Source organism: Aeromonas sp. YN13HZO-058, from assembly GCF_001921245.1.
GTDB classification, from domain to species: Bacteria; Pseudomonadota; Gammaproteobacteria; order Enterobacterales; family Aeromonadaceae; genus Aeromonas; species Aeromonas allosaccharophila.
This window is the reverse complement of sequence record NZ_MQSY01000009.1, coordinates 62,160-78,312: the sequence shown is the minus strand read 5'-3', so window position 1 is coordinate 78,312 and position 16,153 is coordinate 62,160. Positions and strand designations below refer to the sequence as shown.

The following is a 16,153-nucleotide window of genomic DNA, read 5'->3' as shown; positions in this document are numbered from 1 at the left end:
TAGTTCTAATAGCCATTCGCGGTGCAAATCGCCCCAATTTCACAGGATTTCCGGTTGTAACTATGAACATGGCCTCCCGTTTCGTCAGCATTATTGTGGTCCTAGTGGTGATTATTATCTCACCGCTCGGGGCTCGTTTAGCTGCACGGAACAAGGGATAGACCCACCACCGGACAGAACGAAACAAGCGACCCCCGAGCCTCACAGCTCGGGGGTTTTTTTTCGACCAAAGGACAGGATTTTCCACATGAACGGCGCGCAGTTTTTGGTACAGGCTCTCAAGAAACAGGGTGTGACCCAGGTGTTTGGTTACCCGGGCGGGGCCATCATGCCGGTCTACGATGCTCTGTATGACGGTGGTCTGGCTCATCAGCTCTGCCGCCACGAGCAGGGTGCCGCCATGGCGGCGGTCGGTTATGCCCGCGCCTCTGGTCAGGTGGGCGTCTGCATCGCCACCTCCGGCCCCGGTGCCACCAACCTGGTGACCGGTCTGGCGGAGGCGCTGCTCGACTCGGTGCCGCTGGTGGCCATCAGTGGTCAGGTGCCTTGTGCCGCCATCGGTACCGATGCGTTTCAGGAGGTCGACGTGCTCGGCATGTCCCTCTCCTGCACCAAGCACTCCTTCATGGTGACCGATGCCGCCGATCTGGGGCGCGTGCTGGCAGAAGCCTTCGCCATCGCCACCGAAGGGCGTCCGGGCCCTGTGTTGATCGATTTTCCCAAGGATGTGCAGCTGGCTGCCGTGCCTACCCAGAGCCCGCTGTTTGCTGTGGAAGAGCCGGAGGCGCTCAATCCCTCGGAGTTGACCGCAGCCCGCACTCTGATCGCTGCTGCCGAGCGCCCGGTACTCTACGTCGGTGGCGGGGTAGGCATGGCCAATGCCGAGCAGCAGTTGCGTGACTTTGCCGCTGCCACCGGCATGCCTGCGGTCACCACTCTCAAGGGGATTGGCGCGCTCGACCCCGACAGTCCCGTTTATCTGGGCATGCTCGGCATGCATGGCACCAAGGCCGCCAACTACGCGGTGCAGCAGTGCGATTTGCTGCTGGTGGTGGGCGCCCGTTTCGATGATCGGGTGACCGGCAAGCTGGAGGAGTTCGCCCCCGAGGCCAAGGTGATCCATCTCGATGTGGATGCCGCCGAGTTCGGCAAGCGCCGCGCTGCCGAGGTGGGTATCACCACGGATCTCAAGCGGGTGTTGCCCGCCCTCGCCATGACTCTCTCCATCGACCCGTGGCGTGAACACTGCGCCGCCATGGCCCGCGAATATGCGTTTCGCTACGACCATCCCGGCCAGCCCATCTATGCTCCGGCGCTGCTCAAGCAGCTCTCTGCCCGGCTGCCGGAGACCAGCGTGGTGGCCTGCGACGTCGGTCAGCACCAGATGTGGGTGGCCCAGCACATGCGCTTCACCAGCCCGCGCAACCACCTCTCCAGCGCCGGTCTCGGCACCATGGGGTTCGGTCTGCCCGCCGCCATCGGCGCCAAGATGTCGCGCCCGCAGGATGAAGTGGTGCTGGTGAGCGGTGACGGCTCCTTCATGATGAACGTGCAGGAGCTCGGTACCATCCGCCGTGCCCAGCTCAAGGTGAAGATGGTGCTGCTGGATAACCAGCGCCTCGGCATGGTGCGCCAGTGGCAGGAGCTGTTCTTCGACGGCCGCTACAGCGAGACCATCCTCTCCGACAACCCCGATTTCGTCGCGCTGGCCGCCGTTTTCGGCATTCCGGGCGAAACCATCACATGCAAGGAGCAGATAGCCGGTGCCCTCGATCGCCTGCTGGCAAGCGAGAGTGCCTATCTGCTGCATGTGGCTATTTCAGAGGAAGAAAACGTCTGGCCCCTGGTTCCGCCGGGAGTCGCCAACCACAAGATGATGGAGCAACGCCCATGAACCCGCACACCCTTGCCCAGCCAGCATTTACACAACACACCCTGCATATCCACGCCCAGCCCAGACCCGAAGTGATGGAGCGGGTGCTGCGGGTGGTGCGTCACCGCGGCTTCGCTCTCTGCGCATTGAATATGGAGCAGGATTGCCAACAGCTGCGGATCACGGTTACTGTCGAGTCGGTACGTCCCATCCAGCAGTTGTGGAGCCAGCTGGTGAAGCTGGTGGACGTCTCCCGGGTCGATGCACTGGAACAGCAACCCCGGATCAGAGCTTAAGGAGCCAAGCCAATGTCACAGCCTTCCCAATCCGCCTCTCAACCCAAGTACATCTGGTTCAACGGCACACTGGTGCCCTGGCAAGATGCTCAGGTGCACGTCATGAGTCACGCCTTGCACTACGGCTCCTCAGTGTTCGAGGGGGTACGCGCCTACGATACCCCCAAGGGCACCTGCATCTTCCGCCTGCAGGAGCACACCCGCCGACTGTTCGATTCCGCCAAGATCTACTGGATGGACGTCCCCTACAGCGAGTCCGACGTAAATGAAGCCTGCCGCACCGTGGTGCGCGAGAACGGCCTGAAGAGTGGCTACCTGCGCCCGCTGGCCTTTGTCGGCAACGTGGGGCTGGGGCTGCATCCGCCGCTGGATGCCAAGGCCGACCTGATGGTGGCCGCCCTGCCGTGGGGCGCCTATCTGGGGGAAGAGGGGCTGAAAAACGGGGTGGATGTCTGTGTCACCTCCTGGAACCGGCTCGCGCCCAACACCATTCCCACCGGCGCCAAGGCGGGTGGCAACTATTTGTCCTCCCAGCTGATCAGCCGCGAGGCCAAGCGCAACGGCTTCGCCGAGGGGCTGGCGCTGGATGTTAACGGCTATCTGAGCGAAGGGGCGGGGGAGAACCTGTTCCTGGTGAAGAACGGCGTGCTGTTCACCCCGCCCGCTACCGCTGCCATCCTGCCCGGCATCACCCGTGACACCATCATGACGCTGGCCCGCGATCTCGGTTACGAGGTGCGCGAGCAGGCGCTGCCCCGTGAGGCGCTCTATGTGGCGGACGAAATCTTCATGACCGGCACCGCCGCCGAAGTGACCCCGGTGCGTTCCGTCGATCGAATGAAGGTGGGCGCTGGCAGCCGTGGCCCGGTGACCGAGCAGTTGCAGAACGCCTTCTTCGGCCTGTTCAACGGTCAGACCGAAGACAAGTGGGGCTGGCTGACGCCAGTCAACGACTGATGAGAGAGGGGAGGCGTCACGCCTCCCCGAGTCGCTTCCGGTGAAGGCTCCCCGAGGTGCCTTCACCAGGATCGATTCCGATCCACTCGTATCATCACCGCATAACGCATCGAGCCCATATGGGCATTCAGGGAGTAGAGACAATGCCGAAGTTGAGATCCGCCACCACCACCCACGGACGTAACATGGCCGGGGCCCGCGCCCTGTGGCGTGCCACCGGAATGACCGATCAGGATTTCGGCAAACCCATCATCGCCGTGGTCAACTCCTTCACCCAGTTTGTGCCGGGCCACGTCCACCTCAAGGATCTGGGTCAGCTGGTGGCGCGCGAGATTGAAGCCGCTGGCGGCGTTGCCAAGGAGTTCAACACCATCGCCGTGGATGACGGCATCGCCATGGGCCACGGTGGCATGCTCTACTCCCTGCCATCGCGCGAACTGATTGCCGACTCGGTGGAGTACATGGTCAACGCCCACTGCGCCGACGCCATGGTCTGCATCTCCAACTGCGACAAGATCACCCCGGGGATGCTGATGGCCGCCCTGCGTATCAACATCCCGGTGATCTTCGTCTCCGGCGGCCCGATGGAAGCGGGCAAGACCAAGCTCTCCGACCAGATCATCAAGCTGGATCTGGTGGACGCCATGATCCAGGGCGCCGATCCCAAGGTCTCCGATGCCCAGAGCGAACAGGTGGAACGTAGTGCCTGCCCCACCTGCGGCTCCTGCTCCGGCATGTTCACCGCCAACTCCATGAACTGCCTGACCGAAGCGCTCGGCCTCTCCCAACCGGGCAACGGCTCCATGCTGGCGACCCACGCTGATCGGGAGCAGCTGTTCAAACTGGCGGGTCAGCGCATCGTGACGCTGGCCAAGCGCTGGTATGAGGAGGATGACGAGAGCGCCCTGCCGCGCAATATCGCCACCAAGGCGGCGTTCGAGAACGCCATGGCGCTCGATATCGCCATGGGCGGCTCCACCAATACCGTGCTGCACCTGCTGGCGGCGGCGCAGGAGGCGGGCGTCGACTTCACCATGGCCGATATCGACCGCATGTCGCGCAAGGTGCCGCAGCTGTGCAAGGTGGCGCCCTCTACCCAGAAGTACCATATGGAAGATGTGCACCGCGCCGGTGGCGTGGTCGCCATTCTGGGCCAGCTGGAAAAAGCGGGTCTGGTACACGGCGATACCCGCACCGTGCTGGGTTGTTCCCTCGTCGAACAGCTCAATGAATATGATGTCAGCCGCCAGCCGAGTCAGGAGGTGGTGGACTTCTACCGCGCCGGCCCTGCCGGGATCCGCACCACCAAGGCCTTCAGTCAGGATTGCCGCTGGCCGGAGCTGGATCTGGACCGCGCCGAAGGCTGCATCCGCTCGCTGGAAAATGCCTACAGCCAGGAGGGCGGCCTCGCCGTGCTCTCCGGCAACCTCGCGCTCAACGGCGCCATCGTCAAGACCGCCGGGGTGGATGAGGAGAACCTCACCTTCCGTGGCCCGGCACGGGTGTTCGAGAGTCAGGAGAGTGCGGTGAACGGTATCCTCGACGGCACCGTGAAAGCGGGCGAGGTGGTGGTGATCCGCTACGAAGGGCCGAAAGGGGGCCCCGGCATGCAGGAGATGCTTTACCCCACTACCTATCTGAAATCCATGGGCCTCGGCAAGGCGTGCGCTCTCATCACCGACGGTCGCTTCTCCGGCGGTACCTCGGGCCTCTCCATCGGCCACGTCTCGCCGGAGGCGGCTTCTGGCGGCACTATCGGTCTGGTGGAGGATGGCGACATCATCAGCATCAATATCCCGGCCCGTAGCATGGTGCTTGAGGTGGCCGACAGCGTGCTGGCTGCCCGCCGCGTCGCCGTGGAAGCTCGTGGCTGGAAGCCGCTCGATCGTCAGCGTCAGGTCTCCTTTGCCCTGCGCGCTTATGCCATGTTCGCCACCAGCGCCGACAAGGGTGCGGTGCGTGATCGTTCGATGCTGGGGGAGTAAGTCATGGTCTCTGCGGCTGATTATCTACGCAAGGTGCTGCTTTCTCCCGTCTATGAGGCGGCGCGGGTGACCCCGTTGCAAACCCTGAAGAAACTCTCCGAGCGGCTCGGCAACCATGTCAGTCTGAAGCGGGAGGATCTGCAACCGGTTCACTCCTTCAAGCTGCGCGGTGCCTACCACAAGATCGCCACCCTGACCCAGGAGCAGAAGGATCACGGCGTCATCGCCGCCTCTGCGGGCAACCACGCACAAGGGGTCGCCCTGTCTGCCGCCAAGCTGGGTATCAAGGCGATCATAGTGATGCCCAAGACCACGCCGGACATCAAGATCGACGCGGTGCGTCGTCAGGGCGGTAACGTCATGCTGTTTGGCAACAGCTTCGATGAGGCCTATGCCGAGAGTCGCCGCCTCGCCGAGCTGGAGGGCTACACCCTGATCCCGCCGTTTGACGACGTCGAGGTGATCGCGGGGCAGGGCACCATCGGCAAGGAGCTGCTGGATCAGGACATTCACCTCACCCACGTCTTCGTGCCGGTGGGTGGCGGCGGTCTGGCCGCCGGGGTGGCGGTCTACATCAAGCAGCTGCTGCCGGATGTGAAGGTGATCGGGGTGGAAGCGGAAGGCTCAGCCTGCCTCAAGGCGGCCATGGCAGCGGGCGAGCCGGTCAATCTGGAGCGCGTCTCGCTGTTTGCCGACGGGGTGGCGGTCAGACGCATCGGCGAGGAGACCTTCCGCCTCTGCAACCAGTATCTAGACGAGGTGGTAACCGTTTCCAACGATCAGATCTGCGCCGCACTGAAAGACATTTTCGACGATTGCCGCGCCATCGCCGAGCCGTCGGGCGCCCTGTCGCTGGCGGGCCTCAAGGCCTACAGCGAGCGGGAGCAGGTCAAGGGGGCGCGGATGGCGGCCATTCTGTCCGGCGCCAACGTCAACTTCCACAGCTTGCGCTACGTGTCTGAACGCTGCGAGATCGGCGAGAAGCGCGAGGGCATGCTGGCGGTGACCATTCCCGAACGCAAGGGCGCTTTCCTCGACTTCTGCCGTCAGCTCGGCCCCCGCATGGTGACCGAGTTCAACTACCGCTACGCCGATGCGGAGCAGGCGTCGCTGTTCGTCTCGGTGCGTCTCACCGGCGGTGACGAGGAGCTCGGCCAGATCATCGATCAGCTCGGTGGCAACGGCTATCCGGTGGTCAACATGACCGAGAGCGAGCTGGCCAAGAATCACGTGCGTTACATGATTGGCGGCCGTCCGGCCCGGCCCCTCGGTGAACGGCTCTACAGCTTCAAGTTTCCGGAGCAGCCGGGCGCTTTGATGCGCTTCCTCGAGACCCTCGGCTGTCGCTGGAATATCAGCCTGTTCCACTACCGCAACCACGGTGCCGACTACGGCCGGGTGCTCTGCGCCTTCGAGCTGCCGGACGAGGACGTGGCCGCTTTCCACGACTACCTGCACGAAATTGGCTACGGCTGGAAAGAGGTGAGCGACGACCCCGCCTACCGGTTGTTCCTGGCCAGTTGACGGGTCAATGACGGATGAGGGGGGCCAAGGCCTCCCTCCTCTTTTCAAGATAGTGGCCCCATGACCGATGGTTTTTGCAGCGGAGAATGTAGCCAAGCTCACACTCCTGGTGGCTTGGTCATTTGAGGCTGCGTTCGGATGGGATACCCTGATTGACGGAGAGGCCGCCTGACGGCTTCACACAGGGATAGTGCGCACTCAGGCGCCCATAACGACTTATTGCAGAGGCGAACATATGAATAAATCCATGCTTGCGGTATTGGTCAGTGGTTTGCTGGCGGCCGGGGCCGTGCAGGCCGCCGCTCAGGACAATACCTGGTATGTCGGTGGCAAGGCTGGTTGGTCGAACTATTACGGTGTTGATCACAACGAGTATGCCGAGGCGATTTCCCAATCCCTGGGCAATACCAGCGAGAACACGGATGATCTGGGACTGGGCCTGTTCGCCGGTTACCAGCTCAACCCCAATCTGGGCTTCGAGCTGGGTTATGACTGGCTCGGTAAATATGAAGGCAAGGCGGGGACTGGTAGCAATACCCTCAATACCGAAGCCAAAGGCCAGATGATTCAGGCCACCATGAAGATCAGCTTCCCGGCCACCAATGTGCTCGATCTTTATGGTCGACTGGGTGGTGCTTATGCCTGGACTGAAAATGAAATCAGCTTCGCCAATGTCAGTGAGACTGGCAAGAAGCATGGTGCCGCCTTCGTCGGGGCGCTGGGTGCCGAATACACCATCGATCGTGACTGGGCTGCCCGTCTGGAGTACCAGTACACCACGCCGCTGGGCGATACCTCGCTCGATCGCTCCGGCATCGAGCTGGATAACGGTCTGATCTCGTTCGGCATGCTCTATCGCTTCGGCCAGCAAGGGGGCGAGGTTGCCGCACCGGCGCCTGCTCCGGCTGCCGAACCGGCCCCTGCGGTCGTGGTGGCGCCCAAGACCTTCAGCCTGAGTTCCGATGTGCTGTTCGAGTTCAACAAGGCGACCCTGAAACCGGCGGCCAATCAGGCGCTCGATGCCCTGTTCAGCCAGATTGTGGCGGCCAATCCGAAGGATGGCGTCGCGACTGTGGTGGGCTATACCGACCGCATCGGCTCCGACAACTACAACCTGGCCCTCTCCGAGAAGCGCGCCCAGAGCGTGGCCAGCTATCTGGTTTCCAAAGGCTTGTATGCCGACAAGGTGCGGGTCGAGGGGCGTGGCAAAGCCAACCCGGTCACTGGCAACAGCTGTGCCAGCCGTTCCAAACAGGAACTGATCGCTTGTCTGGCACCGGATCGCCGGGTGGAGATCAATCTGGAAGGGGTATCCCAGCCCGCTCAATAAGCCGAGCAACGGGATCGATAAACGAAAAACGGGAGGCCAGGCCTCCCGTTTTCTATGGCGTGCATTGCGATGCTGGGCGTCAGAGCCCGAATAGCGGGCGCAGGCGAATGCCGATCAGGCTGCCAGCCAAGGCCATCAGCATCCAGACCCAGCCGTGCAGGCTGCCGGACGCCGTGCCATCGAAGAAGCCGCCGAGGTTGCAGGCGGCGTACATGGCCCCCATCCCCATCAGCAGGCCGCCAATGATGGATGCCAGACTGTTGCCGATCCGCATCGGGGCGAAGTTACCGCCACCGCTCAGGCAGCGCGCCAGCATGGCTCCCAGAATGCCGAGCCAGAACATGCCGACCATGGGGTTGATAAAGAGCGGCTGGGCCAGTTTCGGGTTCCCCTCGAACAGGCCGAACAGGGAGGCGCCGCGCAGCGCCATGTCATAGACGGCGCCGGTGATGGTCCAGGCCGAGCCGTGCAGTGCGACCACGGCAGAGTTGAGCAGGGCGATGATGATGCCGCCGGTCAGCACGGTGAAGCGGCCATCGCGCCAGAACAGGTTGCCACCGCTGAAGAGGGGCTTGAGCTCGCCGGTGCGCTTGAGTTCGCTATTGCGAAACAGCATGAACAGTACGGCAACCAGCGCCAGGTTGAGCAGCATGCCGCTCCAGATGTTGCCGGTCAGATCCTTGGCCAGCACCACCTGGCTTGAGAAGGTAGCGGTCAGCTCGGGGCGGAACTGGTTGCTGATGAGGGTGCCAATGCCGTAGCAGATCAGCACCAGCCAGAAGCGGGGTTGCCCCTCGCCACAGCAGTAGAGTGTGCCGGTGGCGCAGACGCCTGCCAGCTGCATGCCGATGCCGAACAGGAAGGCGCCGACAATAAAGGGAATGCCGATAGCCATCACGTTGCCCACCATGGCATCGCCAAACAGGGCGTGGCTAAAGGAGAGGAAGCAGGTGAACAGCAGAATTTCGATGGCGATGGTGAGCAGGTGAACCCGCACATAGTAGCTGTTGCGCTTGGTCAGCATTTCGCGCCAACCAAAGACGATACCGAAGCGGCTGAAGGAGAGGGTGAAGCCGAAGCCGAATCCGATCAGGGCCATCAGAGCCCATTTCATACCAAAGGTGTTGCCAAGCCAGAGTAACGCTCCCCCCGCGAGTGCCACGATGGGGAGCGACCATTTTCGAGTCATGTCAGTTGATCCTTGCAGTTGGTTTTTTAGAGGGGCGGATCCTATTCCCTCATGGAGTCCAATGCTACCCATTTTGCCAACGCAGAGGAAAATGGCGGCGCTGACGCCCGTCAGCGCCCCAGATCAGTGGCGGGGGGTGTCGAGATGGAAGTGACGAGTCTGCCTGGTCAGGATGCGGGCGTGCTGGGCGACCATGGTCGCCTCTTCGGCGGCGTGACTGGCGCTCTGGTTGACCTCGGCCGCCAGCCGCGACATCTCGCCGACCTGATGGTGGATCCCCTGTACCAGCCGGGTTTCATCGGTCATCAGCTGATCGACCTGAGCGATGCGCTGGTTGATCTCCTCGCAGCTCTGCGCTATCCGGGCGACGCTCTGGCCTGCTGTCATCGCGTGGGCGACCGCCTGTTCGACCCGGGTCAGCTCGGTATCCATCTCGCTGGCGGCACGCAGGCTGACATCCTGGATCTTGCCGATGATGGTGTTGATCTCGGTGGTGGCACTGCCGGTGCGGGTCGCCAGCGAGCGCACTTCATCGGCCACCACGGCAAAACCGCGCCCCTGTTCGCCCGCTCGGGCGGCTTCGATGGCGGCATTCAGTGCCAGCAGATTGGTCTGTTCCGCAATGCCATGGATAGCGCCCGCCAGCCCGGCAATCTGCTGCGAAAGACCGGCCAGATCCGAAATGGTGCGCGAGACCCGCTTCACCCCCGCTGCTTGCTCCTCGATCACCTGTTCAACGGTGTGAATAGCGTGAGTGGCTTCTTGTGCGCGGGTGGCGGACTGCAGGGTTTGCTCCCCAACCTGATGCAGCTGGCTACCCGCCTGCTCGATGGAGTGGGTGAGCTGTTCGATGGCCTGCTCGATATGGTGGGCCGCCCCGACCTGCGCCTGACTGTCATCGGCGTGCCGTTGCGCCATCGACGTCAGGTTGGTGGCGCGCTCATCCAGCGTACTGGCGCTGCGCTGCAGCGACTCCACCAGGGTGGCAAGCTGGTCACGCATGGCCCCAATCTGGCGGATCAGCTCGCCAATGGCGTCGAGGCCCGGCTCCGGCATGGGGCGATTCAACTCCCCTTCGGCGATGGCGGCGGTGGCCTTACCGGCGGCCAGCAGTCGCTGCTGGGTGGGGCGTCCCAGCCAGAAGATGAGCCCGGCCCCCAGCAGTGCGGCGCACAACAACAGGCCGTAACAGAGTCGGGTGGTGTTGGCGAGATGGGCCATCTGTTCGGCGGCATACTGGTTGCCGCTGATGACGGTGGCGTCCACCCCGAGCCGATGGGCGTTATAGAGGGTGTGCAGACGCGCGGCAATCGCACCCGCCTGTGTCAAATCGCCCGCCTTGATCGCGGGGACAAACTTGGCGTTGAGCAGTTGCCAGAACAGCTCTCCCTGTACTTTTTGCTCCCCCAGTAGCCGCTCCCTGAGGGGCTCGTTTAGATTGCTCTCTTGCCAGAAGCGGTTGCGGCTCTCGAACTCTTGTTGCAGCCGAGCGAGGGTTTGCAGCAGGGCCTCCCGCTCCTCCGGTTTGGCATGGAGCAGGGTGTAGACCTGCAACTGGGATTCGATGAGGTAGAGGGGCGGCGGCAGAATATCGGCCACCACGTCCTTTCCCTGTCCCATCTGGTCGGCTGCGCTCCTGACCGAGTAAAGTCCGAAAAAGCTGATGGAGATCAGCGTGATAATAACTATGACCCCCAGAATTTGGCTAAAAAGCAGGGATCTGTCGTGAATGTGCTTGAGCATGCTGCCTCCATTCGGCTCCGTTCATGGATAGCATAGCTCTCTGGCGGGATGATGCGACTCGGTTGTGACCAGTTGATGGCGCGTCGGCTCTGAGGCATGGGTGGTCGCTGTCAGGAAGGGGTGGGTGGCATAAAAAAGAACCCCGGCTGATGAGCCGGGGTCGAGGGGGGCGGGGAGGTGTCAGGTCCGGCTTGGCGCGGCTCTGCCGCTGCGCAAGCCATCGAGGCTGAACAGCACCAGCGCGCTCCAGATGCAGGCGAAGGTGAGCAGCTTGTCCATCGCCAGCTCCTCGCCATAGAGGGTGACGGCGAGGATGAACATCATGCTGGGGCCAATGTACTGGAAGAAGCCCAGGGTGGAGAGCTTGAGCCGGGTCGCGGCGGCGGTGAAGCAGAGCAGGGGGGCTGTGGTGACGGCGCCTGCAGCGATCAGCAGCAGGTTGAGGTGCCAGTCGTTCTGGGTGAGATGGCTGGTCGGACTGTCGGCAAAGCCCCACAGATAGATGGCCGCTGGCGGCAGCATGATCATGGTTTCGATCAGCAGACCGGTGAGGGCATCGAGGGCCAGTTTTTTGCGCACCAGACCATAGATGGCGAAACTCGACGCCAGCACCAGCGCAATCCAGGGCAAGGAGCCAAAGGCGATGAGCTGGATCGCCACCCCGGCAAAGGCCAGCGCCACTGCCCACCACTGCAGGCGGCGCAGCTTCTCGCTCAGAAACACCATCCCCAGCAGCACGTTGAACAGCGGGTTGATGTAGTAGCCGAGGCTGGCATCCAGCATGTGACCGTTGTTGATGGCCCAGATGAACAGCAGCCAGTTGCCGCCGACGGTGACCGAGGTAAACGCCAGGGTCAGCAGCACTTTTGGCTGGCGCAGCACCGCTTGCACCTTGTGCCACTGACGGCCTGCCAGTGTCAGCACCATCAGCAGCACGCAGGACCAGATCATCCGGTGGGTCAGGATTTCGGCGGCCGGGACGGCAGAGATGGTCTTGAAATAGATGGGGGCTATGCCCCAAAGGGTATAGGCGCACAGGGCGTAGATGACGCCCTGACGCTGGATCTGTTGCGGCATGCGGATGACCTTTACTGAAGCGTTGGATGCGGGAAAACATCGCAAAAAATCAGTGTAGCGATCCTTTTGCGGGGAAAGAAGCGAATAAACGAAGTTTGAGGGGAAGGAAGCGAGTGGCTGGCCGGTCAGCCTTTACCGCGGCGGATCTTGTCGACATCCATCAACAGCCACAACATCAGGGCGATGGCGGAGATCCAGGGGCCCCAGGTCACGTAGGCCTCGCCGTGCCCCAGCACGAAGAACAGCAGGGGCAAACCGATCACCAGAAAAAGTACGCTTCCCAGAAAAAATAGCATTTTTGTCTTTATATTTAACATGTTGGCTTTTTTGTCATTATAAGGATTGGGGCCGGTGATGGAAGGCCAAAAATGCAAAAGGGGGATTTCTCCCCCTTTTTGATCCGGTAGTGCTGCTTTATGGCGTTACTCCAGCTGGATCCAGGTGCTTTTCAGCTCGGTGTACTTCTCCAGCGCGTGCAGTGACTTGTCGCGGCCATTGCCGGACTGCTTGAATCCGCCAAACGGCATGGTCATGTCGCCACCATCCCAGTTGTTGACGAACACGGTACCGGCGCGCAGGGCGCGGGAACCCTTCACCGCCTTGTTGAGATCCGCCGTCCAGATTGCCGCCGCCAGCCCGTAGTCGCTGTCGTTGCCAAGGGCAATGGCCTCTTCCAGCGTATCGAAGCCGGTCACCGCCAGCACAGGGCCGAAGATCTCTTCGCGGAAGATGCGCATCTCGGGGGTCACGTCGTCAAAGATGGTGGGCTCGATATAGAAGCCGCCACTCTCCATATTGGTGCGGTTGCCCCCTAGCAGCAGCTTGGCTCCCTCCTGCTTGCCAATCTCGATATAGCGCAGCACCTGCTCCATCTGGATGTGATCCACCATGGCGCCGATGCGGGTGGCAGGGTCGAGCGGGTTGGCCGAGATCCACTCGCGGGCATGGGCCAGCAGCCGCTCCATAAATTGCGGTTTGATGCTGTTTTGCACCAGCAGGCGAGAGGCGGCGGTGCACACCTCGCCCTGGTTGTAGAAGATGGCGCCAGCGGCGCTCTTGGCCGCGGCGTCCAGATCCGGCGCATCCGCCAGTATGATGTTGGGGCTCTTGCCGCCGCACTCCATAAAGGCGCGCTTGAGGTTGGACTTGCCGGAGCACTGCACCAGATGCTTGCCGATCTTGGTTGAGCCGGTGAAGGTGATGCAGTCCACATCCATATGCATGGCCAGCGCCTCGCCCACGGTGTGGCCAAAGCCCGGCAGCACGTTGAACACACCGTCCGGAATGCCCGCCTCCTTGGCCAGACCCGCGATGCGCAGGGCGGTCAGCGGGGATTTTTCGGAAGGCTTGAGAATGACCGAGTTGCCGGTAGCGAGCGCCGGGCCCAGCTTCCAGCAGGCCATCACCAGCGGGAAGTTCCAGGGCACGATGGCGGCAACCACCCCGAGCGCTTCGCGGGTCACCAGCGCCAGAGCGGACTCCTCCACCGGGGCGACCTGATCGTAAATCTTGTCGATCGCTTCGGCGTTCCAGGCGATGCAGTTGGCGGCGGCGGGGGCATCATAGCCCATGGCATCGCCGATGGGTTTGCCCATATCCAGCGACTCCAGCAGCGCCAGCTCTACCTTGTTCAGGCGCATCAGCTCGGCGAAACGCTGCATGATCTGCTTGCGCTGTTTCGGGGCCAGCCCGCACCAGCGTTTGTCCTCGAAAGCGGCACGGGCGGCCTGCACCGCCAGTTCGGCATCGGCGGCATCGCAGGCCGCCACCTTGGTCAGCAGCTTGCCGTTGGCCGGGTTGATGCAATCGAAGGTGGCGCCATTGACGGCATCCCGATAACTGCCGTTGATAAAGGCTTGCGAGGGCAGGGTCAGATGGGAGGCCTTGTGTTGCCACTGGGCCAGGGTCAGGTCACTCATGTTCACTCCTTGAACCGGCAAAAGTCAGTTTCCGCGTATCAATATGCTAAACATCCTGCCGCTTGTAAATCCATCTTGTAACAATTCATTAAACATTGGCCCCTGGCCGACGCGCGTCTGAATGTCAGAAACTGGCGGGGGTGTTGGCCGAAATCAGCACGCACTCCTGCTCGCCGCTATTGCGAAAACGGTGGGGGGTGCGGCTGTCAAAGTAGTAGCCATCCCCGGCGCCCAGCAGGTAGAGCTGCTCGCCCACGGTCACTTCAACTTCGCCCTTGATGACGATACCGCATTCTTCACCCTCGTGGCTCAGCATGTCGTCACCGGTGTCGGCGCCCGGTGGCAGCACCTCCTGCAACATGCCGATGGCGCGGTTGGCACGGCTGTGCCCGACCAGCCGATAGCTGATGGGATGAGTGCCGAGATCCGGCATATCCGCGGCGCGGAAGATCACTTCGGTGCCCATTTCGGTCTCTTCGGTGAAGAAGCTGGCCAGCGACATGGGGATGCCTTCCAGCACCTTGCGCAGGGAGGCGACAGAGGGGCTCACCTGATTTTTCTCGATCTGGGAGATAAATCCGTTGGTCACACCGGAGCGCTTGGCCAGCTCGCGCTGGGAGAGGGCTGCCTTGGTGCGAACCGCCTTGAGGCGGTGACCGATATCCATCTATAGACACTCCTTGACTGTTTACTATTATTAAAATTGTGTTAAATATCTTATACCACCCTGCTGATGCATCTAGCTAGGGGTGGCACCAGACAGGGCAATATCGAGCCCTTTTTTATGGATTCAGGTGTTTAATTTAATAGGCATTAGCCGACAGTTGCTAAACACCTTAAGGATGAGGTGACCATGAAACCGATCAGCGACATCAATACGCCCTCCGACATGTCTGCGTTCTGGATGCCGTTCACCGCCAACCAGCAGTTCAAGGCGGCGCCACGGATCCTGAAGTCGGCAGAGGGGATGTATTATCACTCAGAGGATGGCCGCAAGATACTGGATGGCACAGCCGGACTCTGGTGTTGCAACGCGGGCCATGGTCGGCGCGAGATTGCCGAGGCGGTCTCCCAGCAGATTTCCCACCTCGATTTCGCCCCTACATTCCAGATGGGCCACCCCCTGCCGTTCGAGCTGGCCAACAAGCTGGTGGAGATTGCCCCCAAGGGGTTTGGCCACGTCTTCTATACCAACTCCGGCTCAGAGTCGGTCGATACCGCGCTGAAAATCGCGTTGGCCTGGCAACGGGCTCGCGGTCAGGGCACCCGTACCCGACTGATTGGCCGCGAGCGTGGCTATCATGGGGTCGGCTTTGGCGGTATCTCGGTGGGGGGCATTCCCGGCAACCGCAAGTGGTTTGGTTCCCTGCTGACTGGCGTTGATCATCTGCCCCATACCCTCAACATCGCCAAGAATGCCTTCACCAAGGGGCTGCCCGAGGAGGATGTGGCGCTGGCCGACGAGCTGGAGAAGATCGTCTTCCTGCACGATGCCAGCAATATCGCGGCGGTGATCGTCGAGCCCATCGCTGGCAGCACCGGCGTGCTGATGCCCCCTAAAGGCTACCTCAAGCGGTTGCGGGAGATCTGTACCAAACACGGCATCCTGCTGATTTTTGACGAGGTGATCACCGGTTTCGGTCGCCTCGGCTCCCCCTTTGCCGCACAGGAGTTCGATGTCATCCCCGACATGATCACCTGCGCCAAGGGGCTCACCAACGGCGCCATCCCCATGGGGGCTGTGCTGGTGCAGAAGCACATCTATGACGACATGATGGCGGCAGGCAAGGGGGCCATCGAGCTGTTCCACGGCTACACCTACTCCGGCCATCCGGTGGCTGCAGCCGCCGGGCTCGCGACCCTCGAGATCTATCGCAACGAGAACCTGCTCAGCCGCGCCGCCGATCTGGCGGGCTACTGGGAGGAGGCGGCCCATTCGCTGAAGGGCTGCAAGCATGTGAAGGATGTGCGCAACTACGGACTGGTGGCGGGTATCGAACTGGAATCCATGCCGGATGCGCCGGGCAAGCGCGCTTATGAAGTGTTTGTTCGCTGCTTCGAGAAGGGGGTGCTGATCCGGGTGACCGGCGACATCATCGCCCTGTCGCCACCCCTCATCATCGAGCGCAGCCAGATCGACGATCTCTTCACCCTGCTGCAGGATGCCCTGCAGGCACAACCCTAACCCATTGGATGGCCCCGCACTGGCGGGGCCTTGCGTTGTCTTACTCAGCGCAATTACCACATCAGTGATCACGGA

At 62.0% G+C, this 16,153-nt stretch carries 13 protein-coding genes; 7 read left to right on the top strand and 6 right to left on the bottom strand.

The annotated features are described in order from the left end of the window. The first annotated feature begins 247 nt into the window (after positions 1-247). The 6 genes from ilvG (at position 248) to ompA (ending at position 7,965) form a co-directional block, all read left to right on the top strand. On the top strand, positions 248-1,894 hold the full coding sequence (gene ilvG / locus BSP75_RS01200) for an acetolactate synthase 2 catalytic subunit (protein ID WP_075111944.1): 1,647 nt from the start codon (positions 248-250) through the stop codon (positions 1,892-1,894). Next, positions 1,891-2,169: an acetolactate synthase 2 small subunit gene (gene ilvM / locus BSP75_RS01195; protein ID WP_075111943.1), complete on the top strand. Its 279-nt coding sequence runs from the start codon at positions 1,891-1,893 to the stop codon at positions 2,167-2,169. The genes ilvG and ilvM overlap by 4 nt, the downstream gene beginning before the upstream one ends. A 12-nt stretch (positions 2,170-2,181) precedes the next feature. After that, entirely contained in the window at positions 2,182-3,126 is a 945-nt protein-coding gene (locus tag BSP75_RS01190; RefSeq protein ID WP_075111942.1) for a branched-chain amino acid transaminase, read from the top strand. Positions 3,127-3,269: 143 nt separating this feature from the next. Further along, positions 3,270-5,111, top strand: coding sequence for a dihydroxy-acid dehydratase (gene ilvD / locus BSP75_RS01185; RefSeq protein ID WP_075111941.1), 1,842 nt, complete (start codon positions 3,270-3,272; stop codon positions 5,109-5,111). A 3-nt stretch (positions 5,112-5,114) separates the two neighbouring features. Continuing rightward, entirely contained in the window at positions 5,115-6,635 is a 1,521-nt protein-coding gene (gene ilvA / locus BSP75_RS01180) for a threonine ammonia-lyase, biosynthetic (protein ID WP_058052051.1), read from the top strand. Positions 6,636-6,870: 235 nt separating this feature from the next. Continuing rightward, positions 6,871-7,965 carry a porin OmpA gene (ompA, locus tag BSP75_RS01175; protein ID WP_075111940.1) on the top strand — a complete coding sequence of 365 codons (1,095 nt, stop codon included), beginning with the start codon at positions 6,871-6,873 and terminating at the stop codon, positions 7,963-7,965. A 79-nt stretch (positions 7,966-8,044) separates the two neighbouring features. On the opposite strand, the gene BSP75_RS01170 is transcribed toward ompA, so the two are convergent. The 6 genes from BSP75_RS01170 to BSP75_RS01150 all read right to left on the bottom strand — a co-directional run bounded on the left by BSP75_RS01170 (position 8,045) and on the right by BSP75_RS01150 (position 14,560). Next, a complete protein-coding gene (locus BSP75_RS01170; RefSeq protein WP_231554903.1) occupies positions 8,045-9,154 on the bottom strand; it encodes a YeeE/YedE thiosulfate transporter family protein in 1,110 nt (369 codons plus the stop codon). 123 nt (positions 9,155-9,277) lie between these two features. Continuing rightward, a complete protein-coding gene (locus BSP75_RS01165; RefSeq protein WP_075111939.1) occupies positions 9,278-10,897 on the bottom strand; it encodes a methyl-accepting chemotaxis protein in 1,620 nt (539 codons plus the stop codon). Positions 10,898-11,077: 180 nt separating this feature from the next. Then, on the bottom strand, positions 11,078-11,974 hold the full coding sequence (gene rarD / locus BSP75_RS01160; RefSeq protein WP_042657341.1) for an EamA family transporter RarD: 897 nt from the start codon (positions 11,972-11,974) through the stop codon (positions 11,078-11,080). 125 nt (positions 11,975-12,099) lie between these two features. Beyond that, positions 12,100-12,270: a hypothetical protein gene (locus tag BSP75_RS21395; RefSeq protein ID WP_005341999.1), complete on the bottom strand. Its 171-nt coding sequence runs from the start codon at positions 12,268-12,270 to the stop codon at positions 12,100-12,102. A gap of 126 nt (positions 12,271-12,396) precedes the next feature. Beyond that, a complete protein-coding gene (locus BSP75_RS01155) occupies positions 12,397-13,893 on the bottom strand; it encodes an aldehyde dehydrogenase (RefSeq protein ID WP_075111938.1) in 1,497 nt (498 codons plus the stop codon). Between the two features lie 124 nt (positions 13,894-14,017). After that, entirely contained in the window at positions 14,018-14,560 is a 543-nt protein-coding gene (locus BSP75_RS01150; RefSeq protein ID WP_075111937.1) for a cupin domain-containing protein, read from the bottom strand. A gap of 186 nt (positions 14,561-14,746) precedes the next feature. On the opposite strand from BSP75_RS01150, the gene BSP75_RS01145 reads away from it, so the two are divergent. Beyond that, positions 14,747-16,078 (top strand): aspartate aminotransferase family protein, encoded by a 1,332-nt coding sequence (locus BSP75_RS01145; protein ID WP_075111936.1) that lies wholly within the window; start codon positions 14,747-14,749, stop codon positions 16,076-16,078. The last annotated feature ends 75 nt before the right edge of the window (positions 16,079-16,153 follow it).

What these genes read in the sequence shown, in the direction of transcription:
- ompA (WP_075111940.1), top strand. Translation starts at nt 6,871, where the DNA reads ATGAATAAATCCATGCTTGCGGTATTGGTCAGTGGTTTGCTGGCGGCC.
- BSP75_RS01165 (WP_075111939.1), bottom strand. Translation starts at nt 10,897, where the DNA reads ATGCTCAAGCACATTCACGACAGATCCCTGCTTTTTAGCCAAATTCTG.
- ilvA (WP_058052051.1), top strand. Translation starts at nt 5,115, where the DNA reads ATGGTCTCTGCGGCTGATTATCTACGCAAGGTGCTGCTTTCTCCCGTC.
- ilvD (WP_075111941.1), top strand. Translation starts at nt 3,270, where the DNA reads ATGCCGAAGTTGAGATCCGCCACCACCACCCACGGACGTAACATGGCC.
- rarD (WP_042657341.1), bottom strand. Translation starts at nt 11,974, where the DNA reads ATGCCGCAACAGATCCAGCGTCAGGGCGTCATCTACGCCCTGTGCGCC.
- BSP75_RS01155 (WP_075111938.1), bottom strand. Translation starts at nt 13,893, where the DNA reads ATGAGTGACCTGACCCTGGCCCAGTGGCAACACAAGGCCTCCCATCTG.
- BSP75_RS21395 (WP_005341999.1), bottom strand. Translation starts at nt 12,270, where the DNA reads ATGCTATTTTTTCTGGGAAGCGTACTTTTTCTGGTGATCGGTTTGCCC.
- BSP75_RS01190 (WP_075111942.1), top strand. Translation starts at nt 2,182, where the DNA reads ATGTCACAGCCTTCCCAATCCGCCTCTCAACCCAAGTACATCTGGTTC.
- BSP75_RS01170 (WP_231554903.1), bottom strand. Translation starts at nt 9,154, where the DNA reads ATGACTCGAAAATGGTCGCTCCCCATCGTGGCACTCGCGGGGGGAGCG.
- BSP75_RS01145 (WP_075111936.1), top strand. Translation starts at nt 14,747, where the DNA reads ATGAAACCGATCAGCGACATCAATACGCCCTCCGACATGTCTGCGTTC.
- BSP75_RS01150 (WP_075111937.1), bottom strand. Translation starts at nt 14,560, where the DNA reads ATGGATATCGGTCACCGCCTCAAGGCGGTTCGCACCAAGGCAGCCCTC.
- ilvG (WP_075111944.1), top strand. Translation starts at nt 248, where the DNA reads ATGAACGGCGCGCAGTTTTTGGTACAGGCTCTCAAGAAACAGGGTGTG.
- ilvM (WP_075111943.1), top strand. Translation starts at nt 1,891, where the DNA reads ATGAACCCGCACACCCTTGCCCAGCCAGCATTTACACAACACACCCTG.